The organism is Kitasatospora sp. NE20-6 (assembly GCF_045862635.1).
Genome location: NZ_BPRL01000003.1, coordinates 224,740 through 243,062, shown reverse-complemented (window position 1 = coordinate 243,062; position 18,323 = coordinate 224,740). Strand labels below are relative to the sequence as shown.

Annotated in this window: 16 protein-coding genes; 10 read left to right on the top strand and 6 right to left on the bottom strand. The window is 75.3% G+C overall.

The window, feature by feature from the left end:
- The first annotated feature begins 118 nt into the window (after positions 1–118).
- Entirely contained in the window at positions 119–1,522 is a 1,404-nt protein-coding gene (locus SNE206_RS03335; RefSeq protein WP_407911797.1) for a purine-cytosine permease family protein, read from the top strand.
- Here SNE206_RS03335 and SNE206_RS03330 read toward each other — a convergent pair.
- Positions 1,405–2,808: a PucR family transcriptional regulator gene (locus tag SNE206_RS03330; RefSeq protein WP_407911796.1), complete on the bottom strand. Its 1,404-nt coding sequence runs from the start codon at positions 2,806–2,808 to the stop codon at positions 1,405–1,407. The genes SNE206_RS03335 and SNE206_RS03330 overlap by 118 nt on opposite strands.
- Positions 2,809–2,983: 175 nt before the next feature.
- Between SNE206_RS03330 and SNE206_RS03325 the strand changes: the two genes are divergently transcribed.
- Both SNE206_RS03325 and SNE206_RS03320 read left to right on the top strand, forming a co-directional pair.
- A complete protein-coding gene (locus tag SNE206_RS03325) occupies positions 2,984–3,409 on the top strand; it encodes a nucleoside deaminase (protein WP_407911980.1) in 426 nt (141 codons plus the stop codon).
- An 11-nt stretch (positions 3,410–3,420) separates the two neighbouring features.
- On the top strand, positions 3,421–4,389 hold the full coding sequence (locus tag SNE206_RS03320; protein WP_407911795.1) for an isopenicillin N synthase family dioxygenase: 969 nt from the start codon (positions 3,421–3,423) through the stop codon (positions 4,387–4,389).
- Between the two features lie 71 nt (positions 4,390–4,460).
- Here SNE206_RS03320 and SNE206_RS03315 read toward each other — a convergent pair whose 3' ends face one another.
- Together SNE206_RS03315 and SNE206_RS03310 are read right to left on the bottom strand one after the other, a co-directional pair.
- Positions 4,461–6,350: a hypothetical protein gene (locus SNE206_RS03315; RefSeq protein WP_407911794.1), complete on the bottom strand. Its 1,890-nt coding sequence runs from the start codon at positions 6,348–6,350 to the stop codon at positions 4,461–4,463.
- 151 nt (positions 6,351–6,501) lie between these two features.
- Entirely contained in the window at positions 6,502–7,959 is a 1,458-nt protein-coding gene (locus SNE206_RS03310; protein WP_407911979.1) for a lipase maturation factor family protein, read from the bottom strand.
- Positions 7,960–8,154: 195 nt separating this feature from the next.
- Here SNE206_RS03310 and SNE206_RS03305 point away from each other — a divergent pair, with 195 nt between their 5' ends.
- A complete protein-coding gene (locus SNE206_RS03305) occupies positions 8,155–9,159 on the top strand; it encodes an EamA family transporter (protein WP_407911793.1) in 1,005 nt (334 codons plus the stop codon).
- 213 nt (positions 9,160–9,372) lie between these two features.
- Positions 9,373–10,458, top strand: a complete 1,086-nt coding sequence (locus SNE206_RS03300; RefSeq protein WP_407911792.1) for a sugar ABC transporter substrate-binding protein — start codon at positions 9,373–9,375, stop codon at positions 10,456–10,458.
- Between the two features lie 111 nt (positions 10,459–10,569).
- Here the strand turns inward: SNE206_RS03300 and SNE206_RS03295 are convergent, their stop codons facing one another.
- The gene (locus SNE206_RS03295; RefSeq protein WP_407911791.1) at positions 10,570–11,463 is read right to left on the bottom strand and encodes a DMT family transporter; all 894 of its coding nucleotides are present in this window, start codon (positions 11,461–11,463) and stop codon (positions 10,570–10,572) included.
- Here SNE206_RS03295 and SNE206_RS03290 point away from each other — a divergent pair.
- Positions 11,462–12,892: a PLP-dependent aminotransferase family protein gene (locus tag SNE206_RS03290; RefSeq protein ID WP_407911790.1), complete on the top strand. Its 1,431-nt coding sequence runs from the start codon at positions 11,462–11,464 to the stop codon at positions 12,890–12,892. The two genes, SNE206_RS03295 and SNE206_RS03290, sit on opposite strands and share 2 nt — an antisense overlap.
- A gap of 185 nt (positions 12,893–13,077) precedes the next feature.
- The gene (locus tag SNE206_RS03285; RefSeq protein WP_407911789.1) at positions 13,078–14,952 is read left to right on the top strand and encodes an NAD-binding protein; all 1,875 of its coding nucleotides are present in this window, start codon (positions 13,078–13,080) and stop codon (positions 14,950–14,952) included.
- Positions 14,953–15,042: 90 nt separating this feature from the next.
- Here SNE206_RS03285 and SNE206_RS03280 read toward each other — a convergent pair whose 3' ends face one another.
- A complete protein-coding gene (locus SNE206_RS03280; RefSeq protein ID WP_407911788.1) occupies positions 15,043–15,252 on the bottom strand; it encodes an EF-hand domain-containing protein in 210 nt (69 codons plus the stop codon).
- Between the two features lie 177 nt (positions 15,253–15,429).
- Positions 15,430–16,434 (bottom strand): LuxR C-terminal-related transcriptional regulator, encoded by a 1,005-nt coding sequence (locus SNE206_RS03275; RefSeq protein ID WP_407911787.1) that lies wholly within the window; start codon positions 16,432–16,434, stop codon positions 15,430–15,432.
- A gap of 289 nt (positions 16,435–16,723) precedes the next feature.
- Here SNE206_RS03275 and SNE206_RS03270 point away from each other — a divergent pair, with 289 nt between their 5' ends.
- From SNE206_RS03270 to SNE206_RS03260, 3 genes are all read left to right on the top strand, one after another.
- Entirely contained in the window at positions 16,724–17,047 is a 324-nt protein-coding gene (locus tag SNE206_RS03270; protein ID WP_407911786.1) for a hypothetical protein, read from the top strand.
- Positions 17,048–17,355: 308 nt separating this feature from the next.
- A complete protein-coding gene (locus SNE206_RS03265) occupies positions 17,356–17,583 on the top strand; it encodes a hypothetical protein (RefSeq protein ID WP_407911785.1) in 228 nt (75 codons plus the stop codon).
- A 57-nt stretch (positions 17,584–17,640) separates the two neighbouring features.
- Positions 17,641–18,309, top strand: coding sequence for a response regulator transcription factor (locus tag SNE206_RS03260; RefSeq protein WP_405010847.1), 669 nt, complete (start codon positions 17,641–17,643; stop codon positions 18,307–18,309).
- Positions 18,310–18,323: the final 14 nt, after the last annotated feature.

Here is an 18,323-nt window from a genome sequence, read left to right as displayed (position 1 = left end):
TGCGGCAACCCGCCCGCACCGCAGGGCTCCCGGGCGTACGGACCGTACGCACCGGGGGGCGGCGGTGCGGGCGGGTTGCCCGTTGCGGGGGTCCTGGCGGCGGGTCGAGATTGTGGACATGACGACAGCCCCCACCACCGCCCCCGGCGCCGCCGCGGAGATCACCGCCTACGGCGCCCACGTGCTCGCGGTCGAACCCACCGGCGCCGAGCCCGTCCCCGAACCGGCCCGGCACGGAAGCCCGTCGGGGCTGCTCCTGACATGGCTCTCGCCCAACATGGAGTTCGCCACGATCTACATCGGGGTGATCTCGGTGCTGTTCTTCGGCCTGGGCTTCTGGACGGCCACCGCCGCCCTGCTGCTCGGCACCGCGCTCGGCTCGCTCACCCACGGCGTGCTGAGCGCGTACGGCCCGCGGTTCGGCGTGCCGCAGATGGTCGCCGGACGGGTCGCGTTCGGCCGCTGGGGCAACGCGCTGCCGGCGGCGCTCAACGCGGCCGGTGCGGGCCTGGGCTGGTTCGCCGTCAACAGCGTGTCGGGGGCGTTCGCCCTCGCGGGCCTGACCGGCTGGCCGACCCTGCCGTGCCTGGTGCTGGTCGTCCTGGCGCAGGTCGCGGTGGCGTACCTCGGGCACAACTTCGTGCACCGCTTCGAGCAGTACGCCCTGCCGGTGCTCACCGTGGTGTTCCTGGCGGCGTCGGCGGTGACGCTCGGCAAGGCCCACCTCGGCGGCTCCGCGTCCACCGCGGGCAGCGCCGGAGGCTTCCTGCTCGCGTTCAGCACCGCATTCGGCTACGCGGCGGGCTGGAACCCGTTCGCCTCCGACTACACCCGCTACCTGCCGTCCGGCACCACCCGCTGGAAGGTCGCGCTGTACCCGGCGCTCGGCGTCTTCGCGGGCGTCTCGCTGCTCGCCGTCGTCGGGGCTGCCTCCGCGACCGTCGCCACCGGCGAGAAGAACCCGACGGCGGCCTTCACCGGCCACCTGCCGGGCTGGCTGGGCGACCTGACCCTCCTGGCGATCATGCTGGGTGCCGTCTCCGCCAACGCCATCAACATCTACTCCGCCGGCATGTCCTTCGTCTCCCTCGGTCTGCGCAGGCTGCCGCGCGGCCCCGTCGCCGCGGTGATCGGCGTGCTCGGCTTCCTCGTCGCCTGGGCCGGCCTCGACGACGCCGGCCACTCCTACGAGGCGTTCCTGCTGGTCATCGCCTACTGGGTGGCCCCCTGGCTGGCCGTGGTGCTGACCGACCAGTGGCTCCGGCACCGCGCAGGCACGAGCGACGCCGACACCTCGTCCCGGATGACGGACGGCGGCTACGAGGTGTGGGCGGGCCCGGTCGCCATGCTGCTGGGCACCGTCGTGTCGGTGCTGCTCTTCTCCAACCAGGAGGACTTCAGCGGCTACCTCGTCCGCGCGGAGCCCGCGATCGGCGACCTCACCTGCGTCGCCGGGTTCGTGCTCACGGCCGCGCTGTACACGGCGCTGCGCCGGGTGCCGGGACTCGCGCCGACCCGCTGAGCGGCCGGCACGGTGCGCCGCCGCGCCACCGGACGGTCCGGGGCGGCGGCCTGCAGCAGCCGGTGCGCGCACGTGGCGAGCAGCAGTTCGGCCTGCAGCTCGGGGTCGGCGACCACGAGCCCGAGCAGCCGCTCGATCCGCTCCAGCCGCTGGTAGAACGACTGCCGGCCGATGTGCAGCAGCCCGGCGGTGCGGGTCGGCGAGCAGCCGTTGCGCAGGTGCACCTCCAGCGTGCGGACGAGATCGCTGGGGTGCCGGGACTCCCAGTCCAGCAGCGGTCCGAGGGCGTCCTCGGCGAGCCGCGTCCAGCGCTCGCGCCCGCCCGAACGGGAGAGTTCGCGCTCCAGGGTGAAGGCCCGGGCGGTGGCGACGTACGGCTCCTCCGGGCCGGGCCGGCGCGGCTCGGCGGGCGGCACGGTGACGGCGAGTTCGAGGGTGGCGGCCGCATCCCGCAGGCTCTCGCCGCTCCGCTGCCAGCCAGCACCGGCCGGTACGGCGGACCCCAGGCCCACCACGGCACCGGGCGGCGCGACCGCCTCCAGCGCGGCCCGCACGGCCCGCACGGGGTCGGGCGAGGCCGGCACGGCCAGCAGCGCGAGCAGTCCGCCGTCGAGTTCGGCCGCCATGGCCGAGCCGCCGACCCGGCCGGGCACCGGAGCCGTCACCCGCCCCGGCACCGTACCGGGCAGGCCGCGGGCGGCGAGCCCCAGCAGCCGGTGGCCCTCCGGCACGCGGAAGCCGGCGAGTTCGGCCCGGGCACACGCCTCCGCGGGGCCGATCGGCACACCGTCCAGCAGGTCGGCGAGCAGGGCGCGCCCCTGGTCGGCGCCGCCCGGCACGGTGTGCGGGGAGTCCCGGAAGCGGCGGGTGGCCCGCGCGGCCAGCGACAGCGACACGATCGCCGTGTTGACCACCTCGGCGATCCGCACGAACGGCACGACCCGGCGCAGCGCCACCAGCGGCAGGCCCAGCCGCTCGGCCTCGGCGGTCACCGCCTCCGGCATCTCCGGCAGGGCGCGGCCGATCTCGACGAAGAGCGCCGCCGCGGCCCGCGTGGCGAGCTCGCGGACGTACGTGCGCTGCCGGTCGGCGGACGCCCGCGCCAGACCGTAGCCGTTGGTCAGGAGCAGCTCGCCCCCGTAGAGGAAGTTGCAGCCCTCGTAGACCTCGCTGGAGTGCACCCAGCGGACGGGCCGGTCGAGGGAGGTGCGGCCCGCCAGCAGAAGCGGGGAGGCCGGGCCGAGGACGTCGAGGGCGAGGATCTCGCGGACGGTGAGAGCGGGCATGTCGATCTCCCGGCAGGTCAGGCGGCTGAGGGTGGGTGGTGCGGTGGCGCTGGAAGCAGGACGGAAGGGAAAAAGGCGGCGCGTCGGTCCGAGGGATGCGGCGCCAGGGAGGGTACGCAGCATTCGTTGCCGTGGTGTTTCGCAGACGGAGGTGGAGACGGTGGATGTCGGACGCATGCTCGCGGTCGCGGTCGAGGAGGCCCGGGCCGGGCTCGCGGAGGGCGGGGTGCCGATCGGCGCCGCACTCTTCGACGAGCACGGCGAACTCCTCGGACGCGGCCACAACCGCCGCGTGCAGGACGGCGATCCGTCGATGCACGCGGAGACGGCGGCCTTCCGCGCCGCCGGGCGGCTGCGCGGCTACGGGCGCACCACCATGGTGACGACCCTGTCGCCGTGCTGGTACTGCTCGGGCCTGGTACGGCAGTTCGGGATCGGGCGGGTGGTGATCGGCGAGGCCCGCACCTTCAGCGGCGGCCACGACTGGCTGGCCGGGCACGGCGTCGGCATCACGATCGTCGACGACCCCGCCTGCGTGCGGTTGATGACGGACTTCATCGCAGCCCGGCCGGAGCTGTGGTTCGAGGACATCGGCGAGTAGGAGCAGACGACATGGCAGAGGTACGCATTCCCACCGTCGACCTCGGCGCGTGGACCGCCGGCACGGACACCGAACGCGCCCGCACCGCCCGCAGCGTCGACGAGGCCCTCGGCCGGGCCGGCTTCCTGCTGATCACCGGCCACGGCGTGACGCAGGACGAACGCGCCGAGGTCAGAGCCGCCGCCCGCGCCTTCTTCGCCCTGCCCGACGCGGTCAAGCGGCGCTACGCCGTCTCCGTCGGCGGCCGCGGCTGGCTCGGCCCCGGCGCCGAGGCCAACGGCTACTCCGAAGGCACCGCGACACCCCCCGACCTCAAGGAGTCGTGGACCGTCGGCGCCGAGAACACCACCGGCGACGCCGAACTCGACGCGTTCTGGTTCCGGCGCAACGTCTGGCCCGACACCGACGCCCCAGGCCTGCAGCGACTCGTCGAGGCGTACATGGCACGCATGCGGACCATCGCCGACGAGACCCTCCGCCTGCTCGCCGCCGCCCTCGGCCGCCCCGAGGACTTCTTCACCCGCCACACCGGCGCCCCCACCTACACCTGCAACATCAACTGGTACCCGGCGTCCGACGCCGTCGGCACCCCCCTGCCCGGCCAGTACCGGATCGGACCCCACACCGACTTCGGCACCGTCACCCTGCTCGACCGCCAGCAGGGCCGCGGCGGCCTCCAGGTCTGGACGGAGGAACAGGGCTGGGCCGACGCCCCGTACGACCCCGCCGCGCTCACCGTCAACATCGGCGACCTGATGGCCCGCTGGACCGGCGACCGGTGGCGCTCAGGCCGGCACCGGGTGCTGCCGCCCTCCCCCGAGGCCCCCGACGAGGAACTCATGTCGCTCGTGTACTTCTACGAGTGCGACCCGCACACGACGGTCGCCCCGCTCCCCGCCCCGCTCGGACGCGTCGCCCACGCCCCCGTCGACTCCACCGACTACCTGCGGGCCAAACTCGACGCCATCACCGTCGGCTGACCCCGCCCCGACACACCCGTGCCCGCCGGCGGTGATCCGCCGGCGGGCACGGGCACTCCTGCGGAACGGCGTCAGCCGCGGACCTCCGTCACGGCGGCGCCCAGCGCCTCCTTGATACGGGGACCGAGCCGGGCGAAGCCCAGCTCCTTCATCGCGGCACGCAGCAGCTCGTCGTCGCTGCGGGTGGTGCCGTCACCGTCCAGCCAGCCCACCAGCGCGGCCAGCTCGGCAGGGGTGTACGCGGTGACCGCCTTGCCCGCGGTGATCTCCGGCTTCGCCGGCCGACCAGCGGCAGCCGGGGCAGCCGGGGCAGCGGCGGGAGCCGCCTTCTCGACGACCTCGGCAACGGGCTCGGGCTCGGGCTCGACAACCGGCTCGGCCTCGGCGACGGGCTCGGGCTCGGGCTCGACCTCAGCGACGGGCTCAGCCTCGACCTCGACGACCGGGTCGGCCTCAGCGACGGGCTCGGCCTCGACCTCGACGACCGGGTCGGCCTCAGCGACGGGCTCGGCCTCGACCTCGACGGTCCCCTCGACAACCGGCTCAACCTCAGCCACCGGCTCAGCCTCAACGGCAGGCTCGACCTCGGCCACCGGCTCAACCTCAGCCACCGGCTCAACCTCAGCCACCGGCTCAGCCTCAACGGCAGGCTCAGCCTCAACGACCGGCTCAACCTCAGCCACGGGCTCGGCCTCGACCTCGACGGCCTCCTCGACAACCGGCTCAACCTCAGCCACGGGCTCGACCTCGGCCACCGGCTCAGCCTCAACGGCAGGCTCAACCTCAGCCACGGGCTCGACCTCGGCCACCGGCTCAGCCTCAACGGCAGGCTCGACCTCAGCCACGGGCTCGGCCTCGACCTCGACGGCCTCCTCGACGACCGGCTCAACCTCAGCCACGGGCTCGACCTCGGCCACCGGCTCAGCCTCAACGGCAGGCTCGACCTCGGCCACCGGCTCGGCCTCGGCCGCCGCGGTCTGCTCGCCGCTCTCGCGCGGGCCGGCGGCGAGCGCCTGGCGGGCGGCTTCCTCGGCCTCGGTGGTGTCCTCGGCCTCGGCGGCGGCGGTGCGGCGGTCGTACGCGGCGAGTGCCGCTTCGCGGTCCGCCTGACGCTCCGTCAGCTCGTCCAGGAGCCCGTCCAGGCCCTGGGCGGCGAGGGCGGTGCGCAGGGAGGCGAGGGCCGGGAGGCGGTAGAGGGTGCCCTCGTCGGCGGCGAGCCGGTCGACGAGGTCGGCGAGGTCGGCGAGCTGGAGCTGCTCGGGGTCCTGGCCGGGGAGGAGGCGGCCGAGGGCGCGGACGGCGGTGCCGAGCGCGTCGATGGCCTGGGCGGTCTCGGCGAGCAGGGCGCCGTCGGCGGGCACCGTGGGGCGGCCGTCGCCGGTGGCGAGGGCGGCCCAGTCGGTACGGGCGGCGGCTGCGGCGACGAGGGCGGCGTGCAGCTCGATGCGCTTGGGCTTCTTGCCGGCGACGAGGCCGCGGGCCTCGGCGCGCAGGGCGCGGCGCTTGCTCCAGGAGAGCTTGACGCCCTGCTCGGCACGCCAGCGGCGGCTGCCGGTGGCGGCGGTGAGGGAGTCGAGATCTGCGGCGAAGGCTTCGGCGCGGAGGGTCGACCCGGTGGTGTGGACGCGCTGCAGGACGTCGAGCAGGGTGCCGAGGCCGAGCAGGGTGTCGGGGACGTCGAGTTCGGCCTTGGCGGCGATGCCGGTGACGGCTGCGCCGACGGCACGGATTTCGAGGCTGCGGAGTTCGGCGAGCACCGTCGAGGCTCCGCGGGCGTCCTCGGGGCCGGTGACGGTGTCGGTGGCGGCGAGCCACGGGTTGGCGTCGGCGGTGAGGCTGAATCCGCCCTGGTCTGCGTAGCGGCCGAGCTCCTCGCGGGTGTCCGGGCCGGCTTCGCCGTCCGGAGTGGCAGCCGGGGCCGGCACCGAGGCGTCGGCGTCGTTCAGGTAGCGCACTGTCATGTGGAAGTCCGGTTCCGTGGCGGGTGACGGGAGGGGGTTTGCGGAGAAGGCGCCTGGTGCGGCTCGGCGGGTGCGGCGCGGAGGGCCAGAATACGGGTGCCCGTTCGACGCGTGCACGCACCGGGCTGGGTTGTTGCGGAGCTGTGCCGTGTCATGGCCCGCGCAGGGGCGCGAGGTGGTGGACGTCGCTGAGCGTGACGGGTGGCAGGAAGTCGCGGAGCGGTTCGCGCCGCCACCACTCGCCGGTCGACCTGAGTCGGCGCCAACTGCTGTACCGGTAACGGTAGAGGCGGGCTCGGACACAGACGGGCGGGGTGTCCGGGAAGGGGTTGTGGCGGAGCAGCCGGAGGGTGTCGGGGTCGTTGACGAGGAGCCGGGCGACGAGCGGCGTGAACCAGGGCCGCGCGTAGGACGGTGAGATGGCGGCGAACCACATGAGCCAGTCGAGGCGGAGGTGGTACGGCGCGATCTGCCGTGGCATTCGCCGGGGTTCGCCCGGTTTGCCCCGGAATTCGTAGGCGTGCCAGCGGGTGTCGGGCCCGGGCCGCGCGGTGTCCGTGCCTTCGAGGACGATCTCGTGCCGGATGCGGGTGACGGAGCCGAAGGCGCCGTAGCTGTTGACGAGGTGGAGCCGGTCGAAGGAGCGGTTCATCACCTGGCGGCGGGAGAGGAGGTTGCGGGCGGGGCGGACGCCGAGGGCGAGGATGCCGGCCGTGGCGGTGAGCACGAGCACCTCGTACCAGAGCGGGGTGCCGGTGTGGCGGGGGGTGGCAGGCAGGGGGAGCAGCCGGTCGGCGGTGCGGGCGTCGACGACGGTGAGGGTGAGCGCGATGGTGAGCCAGTTCAGCCAGGCGAAGTTGCCGGAGAGCACGAGCCAGAGCTGGGTGAGGGCCATCAGGGCGGCGGCGGCGCTCGCGGCCGGCTGGGGCAGGAAGAGGGCGAACGGGACGAGCAGCTGGACGACGTGGTTGGCGGCCGCCTCGACCCGGTGGAGCGGGCGGGGCAGGTGGTGGAAGAACCAGCTGAGGGGTCCGGGCATCGGCTGGGTCTCGTGGTGGTGGTAGAGGCAGGTGAGGTCGCGCCAGCAGGGGTCGCCCCGCCACTTGATCATCCCGGCGCCGAACTCGACGCGGAAGAGCAGCCAGCGCAGCAGCCAGAGCACGGTGACGGGCGGGGCGACGGTGTCGTTGCCGAGGAGTGCGGCGAGCGTGCCGGCTTCCAGCAGGAGCGACTCCCAGCCGAAGGCGTACCAGGTCTGGCCGACGTTGACGATGGAGAGGTAGAGCGTCCAGAGCACGGCCCAGGCGAGCATGGCGGCCCACAGCGGGAGGGCGTCGCCGGCGCCGGCGGCCAGGGCGGCGGCGAGGGCGGCTCCGGTCCAGGCGGTGGCGGCGAAGGTGCGGTCGTCGTAGTGGAGGTGGAAGAGGCTCGGCGAGCGGCGGAACGGCACGGCGGCGGTGAAGCGGGGCACGGGCGTCATGCCGTGCTCGCCGATCAGGGCGCGGAACTGCCGGGCTGCGGCGACGAAGCCGAGGGTGTAGAGGAGGGCGAGCAGCCGCTGGAAGACCTCACGGGCGAGCCAGTACTCGGGTGCTGCGAACCACTCCACCGCGTGTGCTCTCCCAGGGTCGGGGCCGTCGGCGCTCGGACGGTCCATGCCTACCACCGCCGGGGCACCCGGACGGCCGAGGGGGTGCGCCCGGCCGGTGACTTCATCCGGAAGGCGCAGGCCGGCGGCGGCTCCCGCCGGGCGGCCCGGATGTGGTGTCATACGAACGTTCAGCAGCGAACCAGGGAGACACGCATGACATCGGCTTCGCACCGGCCCGCCGGGGAGCCCTCCGCCACCCCCTCCGCCTCCGCCGCCCCGGTCGACGCCGCACCCGTCCCGGCCGGTGCGGCCGCCCCGGGCGGAGCCGGTGCCGGGCCGCGGATCACGGGCGCCGTGTGGGGCGCCCTCGGCATCGTCTACGTGGTGTGGGGGTCGACCTACCTGGCGATCCGGGTGGTGGTGGAGACCATGCCGCCGTTCCTCTCGGCGGCGGCGCGGTTCGTGACGGCCGGCGTGCTGCTGGCCGGGCTGCTGGCGTGGCGGCAGGGGCCGGCCGCGCTGCGGGTGGCACCGCGGGAGCTGGCCTCGGCGGCGCTGGTCGGCGCCCTGCTGCTGGTCGGCGGGAACGGGATGGTGGTGCTGGCGGAGCGGTCGGTGCCGTCCGGGCTGGCCGCGCTGATGGTGGCGAGCGTGCCGCTGTGGGTCGTGGTGGTGCGCCGGGTGACGGGGGTGCGGACGTCGGGCGCGACGCTCGGGGGCGTGCTGGTCGGGCTGCTGGGCCTGGTGGTGCTGAGCGCGCCGGGCATCACCGGCGACGTCCGGCCGGCGGGCCTGGTCGCGCTGGTGACGGGGTCGCTGCTGTGGGCGTGCGGCTCGGTGCTGGCCGGCCGGCTGCCGATGCCGGCGAACCCGCTGGCGGCGAGCGCGTACGAGATGCTCGCGGGCGGAGCGGGCGCACTGGTGCTCGCGTGCGTCCGGCAGGAGCCGCAGGGCTTCGATCCGGGGGCGGTCTCGGCGTCGTCCTGGGCGGGGCTGGCGTACCTCGTCGTGTTCGGCTCGCTCGTGGCGTTCAGCGCGTACGCGTGGCTGCTGCAGCGCGCACCGCTGCCGCTGGTGGCGACGTACGCGTACGTCAACCCGGTGGTGGCGGTGCTGCTCGGGTGGCTGGTGCTCTCCGAGGCGCTGACCTGGCCCATCGTACTCGGTGGCGGGATCGTGGTCGCCGGGGTGTGCCTGGTGGTGCGCACCGAGCGGTGACCGCGGCGCGGTATGCCGCTCAGGGACGCCGAGTTGAGAAGTTGTCGTCCGAACTTGGATGTGCACGGTCACAGGTCGATCTTGAATTCAACAAGATAACAATGTGATCGAGAAGTCTGCGTAAATGTTTTACTTGTTGACGGGCGCCGCGTGTTACGGATTGACTTCCTGATCGCCGCACGTCGCGGCGCTGTCAGGGAGGCACCACCCACCATGAACGCATTGACGCGTCGCATCCTCGCCGGCACGGCTGCTGTGTCGGCGGCGCTGTCACTGGCCGCTTGCGGCTCGTCCACCGACGCGGGCTCCTCCTCCGGGAACAAGACCATCGGTCTGCTGCTCCCGGAGAAGTCCTCGTCCACGCGCTACGAGAGCTTCGACAAGCCGCTGATCGAGGCCTCGGTGGCGGCGCTGTGCACCCGGTGCACCGTCGACTACGCCAACGCCGACGGCGACGAGGCCGCGCAGAAGGAGCAGTTCGAGGCGCTCCTCGCGAAGGGCGTGAAGGTGATCCTGCTCGACCCGGTCAACTCGAGCGCCACCGCGCCGTGGGTCGCAGCCGCCGCCAAGAAGGGCACCAAGGTCATCGCGTACGACCGGCTCGCCGCCGGAAACGTTGCCGCCTACATATCCTTCGACAACGAACGTACTGGCGAACTGCAGGGGCAGGCCCTGCTGGACGCTCTCGGCAACAAGGCGTCGAGCGCCAACGTCGTCATGATCAACGGCGCCGGCTCCGACCCGAACGCCGGGCAGTTCAAGAAGGGCGCGCACAAGGTCCTCGACGAGAAGGTCAAGAGGATCATCTACGAGCAGAGCGGCGAATGGCGCCCCGAGCTCGCAGCGACCAAGGTCAACGAGGCCATCTCGCACTTCGGCAAGTCCGGCATCCAGGCCGTCTACTCGGCCAACGACGGCATGGCCACCTCCGTCATCGCCGCCCTCAAGGCGGCCGGCATCAAGGTGCCGGTCGGCGGCCAGGACGCCACCCTCGACGCCATCCAGCGCATCCTCGCCGGCGACCAGGCCTACACGATCTACAAGCCGTACAAGCCCGAGGCCGACGCCGCCGCCACCATGGCCGTCTACCTGGTCAAGGGCCTCGACATCACCTCGGTCGCGAGCGCCATGACCGAGAGCAACGGCCTGCAGATCCCCTCGATGCTGCTCAGCCCCATCGTCGTCACCAAGGACAAGGTCGCCTCGACGGTCATCGCGGGCAACCTCTACAAGGCCTCCGAGGTCTGCACCCCCGAGTTCGCCGAGGCGTGCACGGCGAACGGCATCACGGTCAACTGAGGCCGCTCCCCCCGCCGACGGCCGCCCACCCCGGCCGTCGGCCCCGCCCGGCCCGCCCGCCCCGGCGGCCGGGCGGGCCCGCTCCACCCGCCACCGCCCGGCGGGCCCGCCTCAGCCGCGCGCCCGCTGGGTGGCCGCGATGCAGGCCAGCACCGCCAGCGCCGCCACCGGCGCCGCCGGCGAGAGCCGCTCCCCCAGCACCAGCACCGCCCAGCCCAGCGTGAGCAGCGGCTGCGCGAGCTGCAGCTGACTGGCCTTCGGCACGCCGATGCGGGCCATCCCGCGGTACCAGACCACGAAGCCGCCGACCTGCGAGACGGCGGCCGTGTAGGCGAGGCCGGCGAGCGCCCGCGGTCCCCCGTGCACCGGTTCGGCGGCGAGCGCCACCGCCGCGGTCAGCACCGACACGGGCAGCGCCGCCACCACCGCCCAGGCGATCACCAGCCGGCCCGGCATCACGCGGGCCAGCCGCCCGCCCTCCGCGTACCCCGCGGCGCACACCAGGAGCGCGGCGAGCAGGTGGACGTCGGCGCGGCCGACCGCGCCCCCGCTCTGCTGCACGGTGAACGCGCCCACCGCCGCCGCACCGGCCAGCGCCGCCCACCAGAACGTGCGGGACGGCCGCGCCCCGGTGCGCAGCGCGGCGAAGACCGCCGTCGCGAGCGGCAGCAGCCCGATCACCACCGCCGAGTGCGCGGTCGAGGAGGTCTGCAGGGCCAGGGTGGTCAGCAGCGGGAAGCCCACCACGCAGCCGGCCGCCACGGTCAGCAGGCCCGGCCAGGAGCGGCGGTCCGGGAGCGGGGCGCGGGCCGCCAGCAGCACCGCCGCGGCGACCGCGGCCGCCAGCACGCCGCGCAGGCCGGCGGCCGTCCACGGGCCGAAGCCGGTCAGGGCCCACGCGGTGGCGGGGAAGCTGAAGGAGAAGCAGAGCACGCCCAGGGCCGCGAGGGCGGTGCCGCCGACCGCTACCGGGCGGGAGAGGATAGCGCTATCGTGTGCTGTCATGCACGAGCGTAGCAGTGAGGCCGATCTCGCCCGCATCCTCCGCCAGGATCTGGACCGCTACCCGGTCGGCGGCCGCCTGCCGTCGAGCCGGGCGCTGATGGAACGCCACCGGGTGAGCCCGGTGACCGTCGCCCGGGCGATCGCCCTGCTCGCCGCCGACGGCCTCGTCGTGTCCCGGCCGGGCGCCGGGGTCTTCCGTGCGGCGCCGCAGCCCGCCGTCCCGGCCGCGGGCGACACCAGCTGGCAGGAGGTCGCGCTGAGCGCCGAGGCCGGCGTGCCGCCGGCCCGCTCCGCAGACGCCACCGGCGTGTTCGGCGCGCTCGCCCTGCAGCCCCCCGAGGTCGTCGACCTCAACGGCGGCTACCTGCACCCCTCGCTCCAGCCCGAACGCGCGCTGTCCGCCGCCCTCGCCCGGGCCGGCCGCCGCCCCGGCGCCTGGAGCCGCCCGCCGCTGGAGGGCCTGCCGGAACTCCGTGCCTGGTTCGCCCGCGACATCGGCGGCACGATCGGCGCCGCCGACGTGCTGGTGACCGCCGGCGGCCAGAGCGCCCTCACCACCGCGCTGCGTTCGCTCGCCGCCCCCGGCGCCCCCGTGCTCGTCGAGTCGCCCACCTACCCGGGCCTGCTGGCCGTCGCCCGGGCGGCCGGGCTGCGTCCCGTACCCGTGCCGGTGGACGCCGACGGCGTGCGCACCGACCTGCTCGCCGACGCCTTCGCCGCCACCGGGGCCAGGGTGCTGGCCTGCCAGCCGCTCTTCCAGAACCCGACCGGCGCGGTGCTCTCCACCGCGCGCCGGGCCGAGGTGCTGCGCATCGCCCGCGCGGCCGGGGCGTTCGTCGTCGAGGACGACTTCGCCCGGCGCCTCGTGCACGCCGACGCCGCACCCCCGCCGCCGCCGCTGGCGGCCGACGATCCGGACGGCGTCGTGGTGCACGTCCGCTCGCTCACCAAGCCGACCTCGCCGAACCTGCGGGTCGCCGCCCTCGCCGCCCGCGGCCCGGCCCTCGAACGGCTCCGCGCCGTGCAGGCCGTCGACAGCTTCTTCGTGCCCCGCCCGCTGCAGGACGCCGCCCTCGAACTCGTCGGCGCCCCCGCCTGGGCCCACCACCTGCGCGCGCTCTCCGGCGCCCTGCAGGACCGCCGCCGCGCCCTCGCCGGCACCCTGCAGCGGCTCCGGCCCGAGCTGCTGCCCGCGACGCTCCCCTCGGGCGGGCAGCACCTCTGGCTGCGCCTCCCGGACGGCACCGACCCGCACGCGGTGGCGGCGGCCGCCCTGCGCGCCGGCGCCGCGGTCACCCCCGGCCGGGCCTACTTCACCGCCGAGCCGCCCGCCCCGCACCTGCGGGTGGGCTTCGGCGCCGCGGAGGGCACCGACCGGCTCGTCGTGGCCGCCGAACGGCTCGCCGCCGCCCTCGCCGGGACGGCCTGACACACCCGGCCCGACGCCCCCCTCCCGACACGTCCGGCCCGACGCGTCCGGCCCGGCCCCGCCCGCGGCCGGGCCGCCGGACGGCGCGGCACGGCAAGGCACGGCGTACGCGACGCACGTGACGAAACGTCAACGATGCCGGACGAAGATCGCGTTGCCGTCGGCCCGCACGGCAGGATGGCGGCATGTCCACCGCCACCGGGCCCGTCCCCGCCCTGCCGATCCAGCCCGTCCCCGGCCCCCCGCGGGCCGAGGAGGCCGCCGGCGGCGCACCGGACGACGGCCCCGGCAGCGGCGGCCACATGATCGTCTGCGGCCAGGACACCCTCGCCTACCGGCTGGCCGTCGAACTGACCACGCTCTACGGGCGGCCGGTCACCGTCGTGGTGCGCTCCCTGCGCGAGGGCCACGGCCCGCAGATCGCCGCCCTCGCCACCGAGCGGCGCCTGCCCGTCCGCGTGGTGGAGGCCCCCGAGGCCACCACCGCCGTCCTCGTGGAGGCCGGGGTCCGGCAGGCCGCCGCGCTCGCCCTCACCGGCGCCGACGACCAGGTCAACGTGCAGGCCGCGCTCCGCGCCCGCCGGCTCAACCCCGGCGTGCGGCTGGTGCTGCGGGTCTACAACCGGCGGCTCGGCGAGCGCGTCGGGCAGCTGCTCGACCGGGCCGCGGCCGCCCGCAGCGCACCCGGCACCCCCGGCGCCGAGGCCTCCACCACCGTGCTCTCCACCTCGGCGACCGCCGCCCCCGCCCTGGTCTCCGCCGCCGTGTCCGGCCACCCCGCCGTGGTGCACGTGGACGGCCGGCTGCTGCGCGCCGCCGAACTCGCCCCGGACGGCCGCACCCAGGGCACCGAGCTGGCCACCCTCGCCCACCTGCCCGGCACCGACCGCACCCGGCCCGCCGTGCTGCTGCCCGGGCCGGACGACGCACCGGGCGACGGCGGGCGCCGCCTCGTGCTCGAACTCCTCGGACACCCCGAGGAGAACCGCCGGCGCCGACGGCTGCCCGGCCTCTCCGGCCTCCCGCTGGCCGCCCTCTTCTCGCCCCGGCTGCGGATCGCCCTGGGCTCGCTGGCCGCCCTGCTCGCCGTCTTCGCGGGCCTCACCTCGGCGCTCACCGGCGAGAACCCGCTGCACACCGCCTACCTCGCCGTGCTCGACGTCATCGCCATCGCCGACCCGGCCACCGCCGACACCCCCGCGCGCAAGGTCCTGCAGATCCTCACCGCCCTGAGCGGCCTGCTGCTGATGCCGCTGCTCACCGCCCTCGCGCTGGAGGCGCTCGGCACCTTCCGGGCCGCCTCGGCGCTCCGCAGGCCGCCGCGCGGCATCTCCGGGCACGTGGTCGTGCTCGGCCTCGGCCGGGTCGGCGGCCGCGTGCTCGACCGGCTGCGCGAACTCGACCTGCCCGTGGTCTGCGTCGAGAGCGACCCGACCGCCCGCGGGGTCGCCCGGGCACGCGCGTACGGCGTGCCCGTGGTGCTCGGCGACGCCACCCAGGAAGGCGTGCTGGAGGCCGCCAAGGTGGGCCGGGCCCGGGCCATGCTGGCCCTCACCAGCAACGACTCCACCAACCTGGAGGCCGCGCTGTCGGCCCGCGAGTGCAACCCCGACCTGCGCGTGGTCATGGGCCTGTTCGACGACGACTTCGCCGGCGACGTCTACCGGGCGCTCCGCGACTCCTACCCGCACGCCGAGACGCGCAGCCACAGCGTCTCGTTCCTCTCCGCGCCGGCCTTCGCCACCGCGATGATGGGCCGGCAGGTGCTCGGGGCGATCGCCGTCGGCCGGCAGGTGCTGCTCGTCGCCGCCGTCGACGTCGGCGACCACCCGGAGCTCGTCGGGCGCACCGTCGCCGCGGCGCAGCGCCCCGGCGCCTGGCAGGTGCTGGCGCTGGACACCGTCTCGCCGGACGAGCGCTCCCGCGACCTGGCGTTCCCGTACACCGTCCGGCCGGAGCTGCGCTGGAGCCCGCCCGCCGACCGGGTGCTCGGCGCGGGCGACCTGGTGGTGGTCGCCGCGACGAGGGAGGGCCTCGGCCGGCTGCTGCGCGACGGCTGAGACGCGGCCCCGGCCGGGCCCCCGCCGCCGGACGCGCAGGGCCCGGCCCGCCGGGGTCACCCCTCGGCGGGCCGGGCCCCGGAAGCCGGGTCAGCCCTTCTGGACCGTCCAGAACTCGTCCCAGCTCAGCTGGCCGTCCTTGCTGGTGTCGGCCTTGGCGATGAGGGCCTGGGCCATCGGGACGGTGACGTACGGGTCGCCCATCTCGGCCATGACCTTGGAGTACTCCTCGGGCGAGATGTAGCCGTCGCCGTTCACGTCGAAACGGTCGAACGACGCCTTGGCCTTGTCGATGTCCATCTGGGAGTTGCTCCTTCTGGGTGATGCGATGACGCCCGTACGATACCGGCGCCGGGCGCCGGCCAGCAGCCCAGGCATCCCGCCCGCCCTCCGACGGCCTTCCGGGCACGGCCCGACGGGGCCGGGAACGTGCCCGGAAGGCCGGAGGTGCGGGCCGCCCGGCGGCCGGCGGACGGCTCAGCGGGCCGTCGTCTCCCCGATCCAGCCGAGCGCCGCGACCTGGATGCCCGCCTGGAACCGGCTGCGGGCGTCCATCCGCACCATGAGGTCCGCCATCATGCGGCGCACCGTGCGCAGCGAGACGCCCAGCCGCTGGCCGGCCCGTTCGTCGGTGAGTCCCTCGGCTAGCAGCCGCAGCAGCTCGCGCTCCTGCGCGGTCAGCCCGTGCGGGCCGCGCGTCACCCCCTCGCCGAGCGGCCTGGCCTGCTCCCACACCTGCTCGAAGAGCGCGCGCAGGGCGGCGATCACCCCGGGGCTGCGCAGCAGGACGGCGCCCTTGCGCGCGTCCTCCGGGTCGATCGGGACGATGGCGGTGGCGTTGTCGACGAGGATCATGCGCAGCGGCAGGGTCGGCACGGTGCGGACGGCGCCGCCGAGCCCGTGCAGCCAGCGGGCGTACTGCACCGTGGCGGGGTCGTTGCGGACGCTGTCCTGGTAGACGGTGCGCATCCGGACGCCGCGCTCCAGGGTCTGCTGGTCGAGGGTGCGGCTGGCCTCCATGACCTGCGGCGGCTGCGGGCCGCCGGGGGCGAAGGACAGCACCTCGGCGGCGGCGTCGGACGCCAGCTGGACGAGCCGGTCGCGCACCTCGTCGAGGTTGCTGATGAGCTCGATGCCGGGCTGGTTCGCGGGCGCGTGGACGCTGGCGTACTCGGCGATCAGGCCGGCCATCGCGGCCCGGCTGCGCTCGATCTCCTGCTGGCGCCGGGCGGCCTCGGCCTCCTGACGGGCGAGTAACGTGGCGAGGCCGAGTTCGGGGTTGACGGCGCGCCAGCGGTCCGAGGAGCCGGTCGGCCGGGTGAGGGCGAGGTCGGCGAGGCGGTCGAGTGCCGCACGGACGTCGGCCTCCGCGGATTCCAGGCGCTCGGCGATGCCGCCGGTGTCGAGCTCGGGGTGCAGGAGCATCGTCCGGTAGACCGCTTCCCCGAACGGGTCGAGACCGATCGGCGGGATCCCGCTCACCAACACGCCACCAGCAGTGCGGACACCATCACACCCTCCTGTGACCGGAGTTGACCGGCGGATCCGACAGGGCGTGAGCATAGCGTCACTCGCCCGAAGGTAGAACACTTTTGCGGACAAGCGGGGTGGTCCCGTGGATGAACGGTGAAGGACGCGCCCCCGTCGCGCGCCGCCCACCGTAACGGACCGCGGATCCCCGGGGAACCTGGTGGTGGCATGTTGCTGCCTGGCGCAGATCTGACACCGGCACCCGGCACCGGGCGCGTTGTCGATCCGTCAGGCTGGTCACGTGTATGCGATCCGTGTCCGCCTGCAGGCGCGGGGCGGCCGCCCGCTCCGCCCCCCGGCGGCGCCCGCCGTGCGGGCCGGCCTGGAGCGCGGGCTCCGGGCGCCCGCCCGGATCGGCCATGCCCGCATCCGGCAGGGCGCCGGCGAGCTCGACGCCGTGGTGTTCGTCGCCGCCCGTTCCCTGCTGGAGGCCGAGGACGGGCTCCGCGACGCCTGCGGCGAACTCACCGGCGAGGGCGGCACGCTGAGCGGCTGGGAGCTGCACACCTGCGAGGCCGACACCTGGATCGCCCTCGGCCTGCACGGACTGCCCACCCGGCCCTGACCGCACCCGCCCGGCCGACCTGCTCCGGCACCTCTCCGGCCGCACCGCCCCGGCGCACCCGCCCGGTCCGGCCCGGACCCGCCCGGGCTGGCCTCAGGGTGTCACGGCACTCTGGTGCCAGCTCCGCGTGCTGACACGGACCACCCCCGGCCGCCACTCTCATGGTGTCGGCGGAAACGACCGGCCGGACGACCGGGACAGCAGCCCCCCACGGGGCCCGGACGCCGGCCACCGTCACCACCGCCGCACACCACAGGTCCCGGAAGCAGCCCGGGGCACAGCCGAACGCGAGAGGATCGGGCATCCCCATGTCGCAGAAGGTCCGTTTCATCACGATTGTCGCTCTTGGCCTCGGTGTTCTGACCGGCGTCGCCGCCACCGCACAGACGGGCAGCACCGGGCCGGCAACCGTCCTGACGGCCGACGGCGCCCCCACCACCGCACCGACCGCGCCCGGCACCCCCGCACCGGCCTCCACCACCACCCCGCCGCCCCCGCTGCCCACCGGCCACCAGGACACCTGGGGCTGGGGCTGAACCGGCCCGCGGACCTCCGAGCCCCCACCGAGACGTCGACGCCACCGAGGTAGCCGGATGACCACCGTCCTGGAAAGCCCGCTGCGCCCCGCGGCCACGGCCGCCGACGGCGCCACCGCCGCCGTACGCGTCCTGCTCGCCGACGGACACCACCTGTTCCGCTCCGGCCTCGGCGCCCTGCTCGACCGGGAGAGCGACCTCGCCGTGGTCGCCGAGTCGCCCACCGCGGAGGAGGCCGCCGCCGAGGCCGCCCGCACCCGGCCCGCCGTCGTCGTCCTCGACCCCGACCTGCCCGGACCGGGCGGGCCCGCCGCCGCCGCCCTCATCCGCGACCGGGCCCCGGCCGCCGCCGTGCTCCTGCTCACCGGGCAGCCGCGCACCGCCGACCTGCAGCGGGCCGTCGCCGACGGCGTGCCGGGCGTCCTGCTCAAGGACGTGCCGCCGGCCGCCCTCATCGCGGCCGTCCGCGAACTCGCCCGCGGCGGACGGGTGTACGACCCACGGCTGGTCGTCGACGTGGTGCGCAGCGGCGGCGTGCCGCTCACCCCGCGCGAACTCACCGTGCTCGGGCACGTCGCCGACGGCTCCAGCATCAACGAGGTCGCGGCGGCCCTGTCGCTCTCCCCCGGCACGGTGCGCAACTACGTGTCCGCGGCGATCGCCAAGACCCGCGCCCGCAACCGCTGCGACGCCATACGCATCGCCCGCGAGCGCGGCTGGCTCTGACCGCTCCCGTCCCG

Bases quoted from the DNA above. Each gene is read 5' to 3' on its own strand.
- SNE206_RS03335 (WP_407911797.1), top strand. From the start codon at position 119: ATGACGACAGCCCCCACCACCGCCCCCGGCGCCGCCGCGGAGATCACC.
- SNE206_RS03330 (WP_407911796.1), bottom strand. From the start codon at position 2,808: ATGCCCGCTCTCACCGTCCGCGAGATCCTCGCCCTCGACGTCCTCGGC.
- SNE206_RS03325 (WP_407911980.1), top strand. From the start codon at position 2,984: ATGCTCGCGGTCGCGGTCGAGGAGGCCCGGGCCGGGCTCGCGGAGGGC.
- SNE206_RS03320 (WP_407911795.1), top strand. From the start codon at position 3,421: ATGGCAGAGGTACGCATTCCCACCGTCGACCTCGGCGCGTGGACCGCC.
- SNE206_RS03315 (WP_407911794.1), bottom strand. From the start codon at position 6,350: ATGACAGTGCGCTACCTGAACGACGCCGACGCCTCGGTGCCGGCCCCG.
- SNE206_RS03305 (WP_407911793.1), top strand. From the start codon at position 8,155: ATGACATCGGCTTCGCACCGGCCCGCCGGGGAGCCCTCCGCCACCCCC.
- SNE206_RS03300 (WP_407911792.1), top strand. From the start codon at position 9,373: ATGAACGCATTGACGCGTCGCATCCTCGCCGGCACGGCTGCTGTGTCG.
- SNE206_RS03290 (WP_407911790.1), top strand. From the start codon at position 11,462: ATGCACGAGCGTAGCAGTGAGGCCGATCTCGCCCGCATCCTCCGCCAG.
- SNE206_RS03295 (WP_407911791.1), bottom strand. From the start codon at position 11,463: ATGACAGCACACGATAGCGCTATCCTCTCCCGCCCGGTAGCGGTCGGC.
- SNE206_RS03285 (WP_407911789.1), top strand. From the start codon at position 13,078: ATGTCCACCGCCACCGGGCCCGTCCCCGCCCTGCCGATCCAGCCCGTC.
- SNE206_RS03280 (WP_407911788.1), bottom strand. From the start codon at position 15,252: ATGGACATCGACAAGGCCAAGGCGTCGTTCGACCGTTTCGACGTGAAC.
- SNE206_RS03265 (WP_407911785.1), top strand. From the start codon at position 17,356: ATGTCGCAGAAGGTCCGTTTCATCACGATTGTCGCTCTTGGCCTCGGT.
- SNE206_RS03260 (WP_405010847.1), top strand. From the start codon at position 17,641: ATGACCACCGTCCTGGAAAGCCCGCTGCGCCCCGCGGCCACGGCCGCC.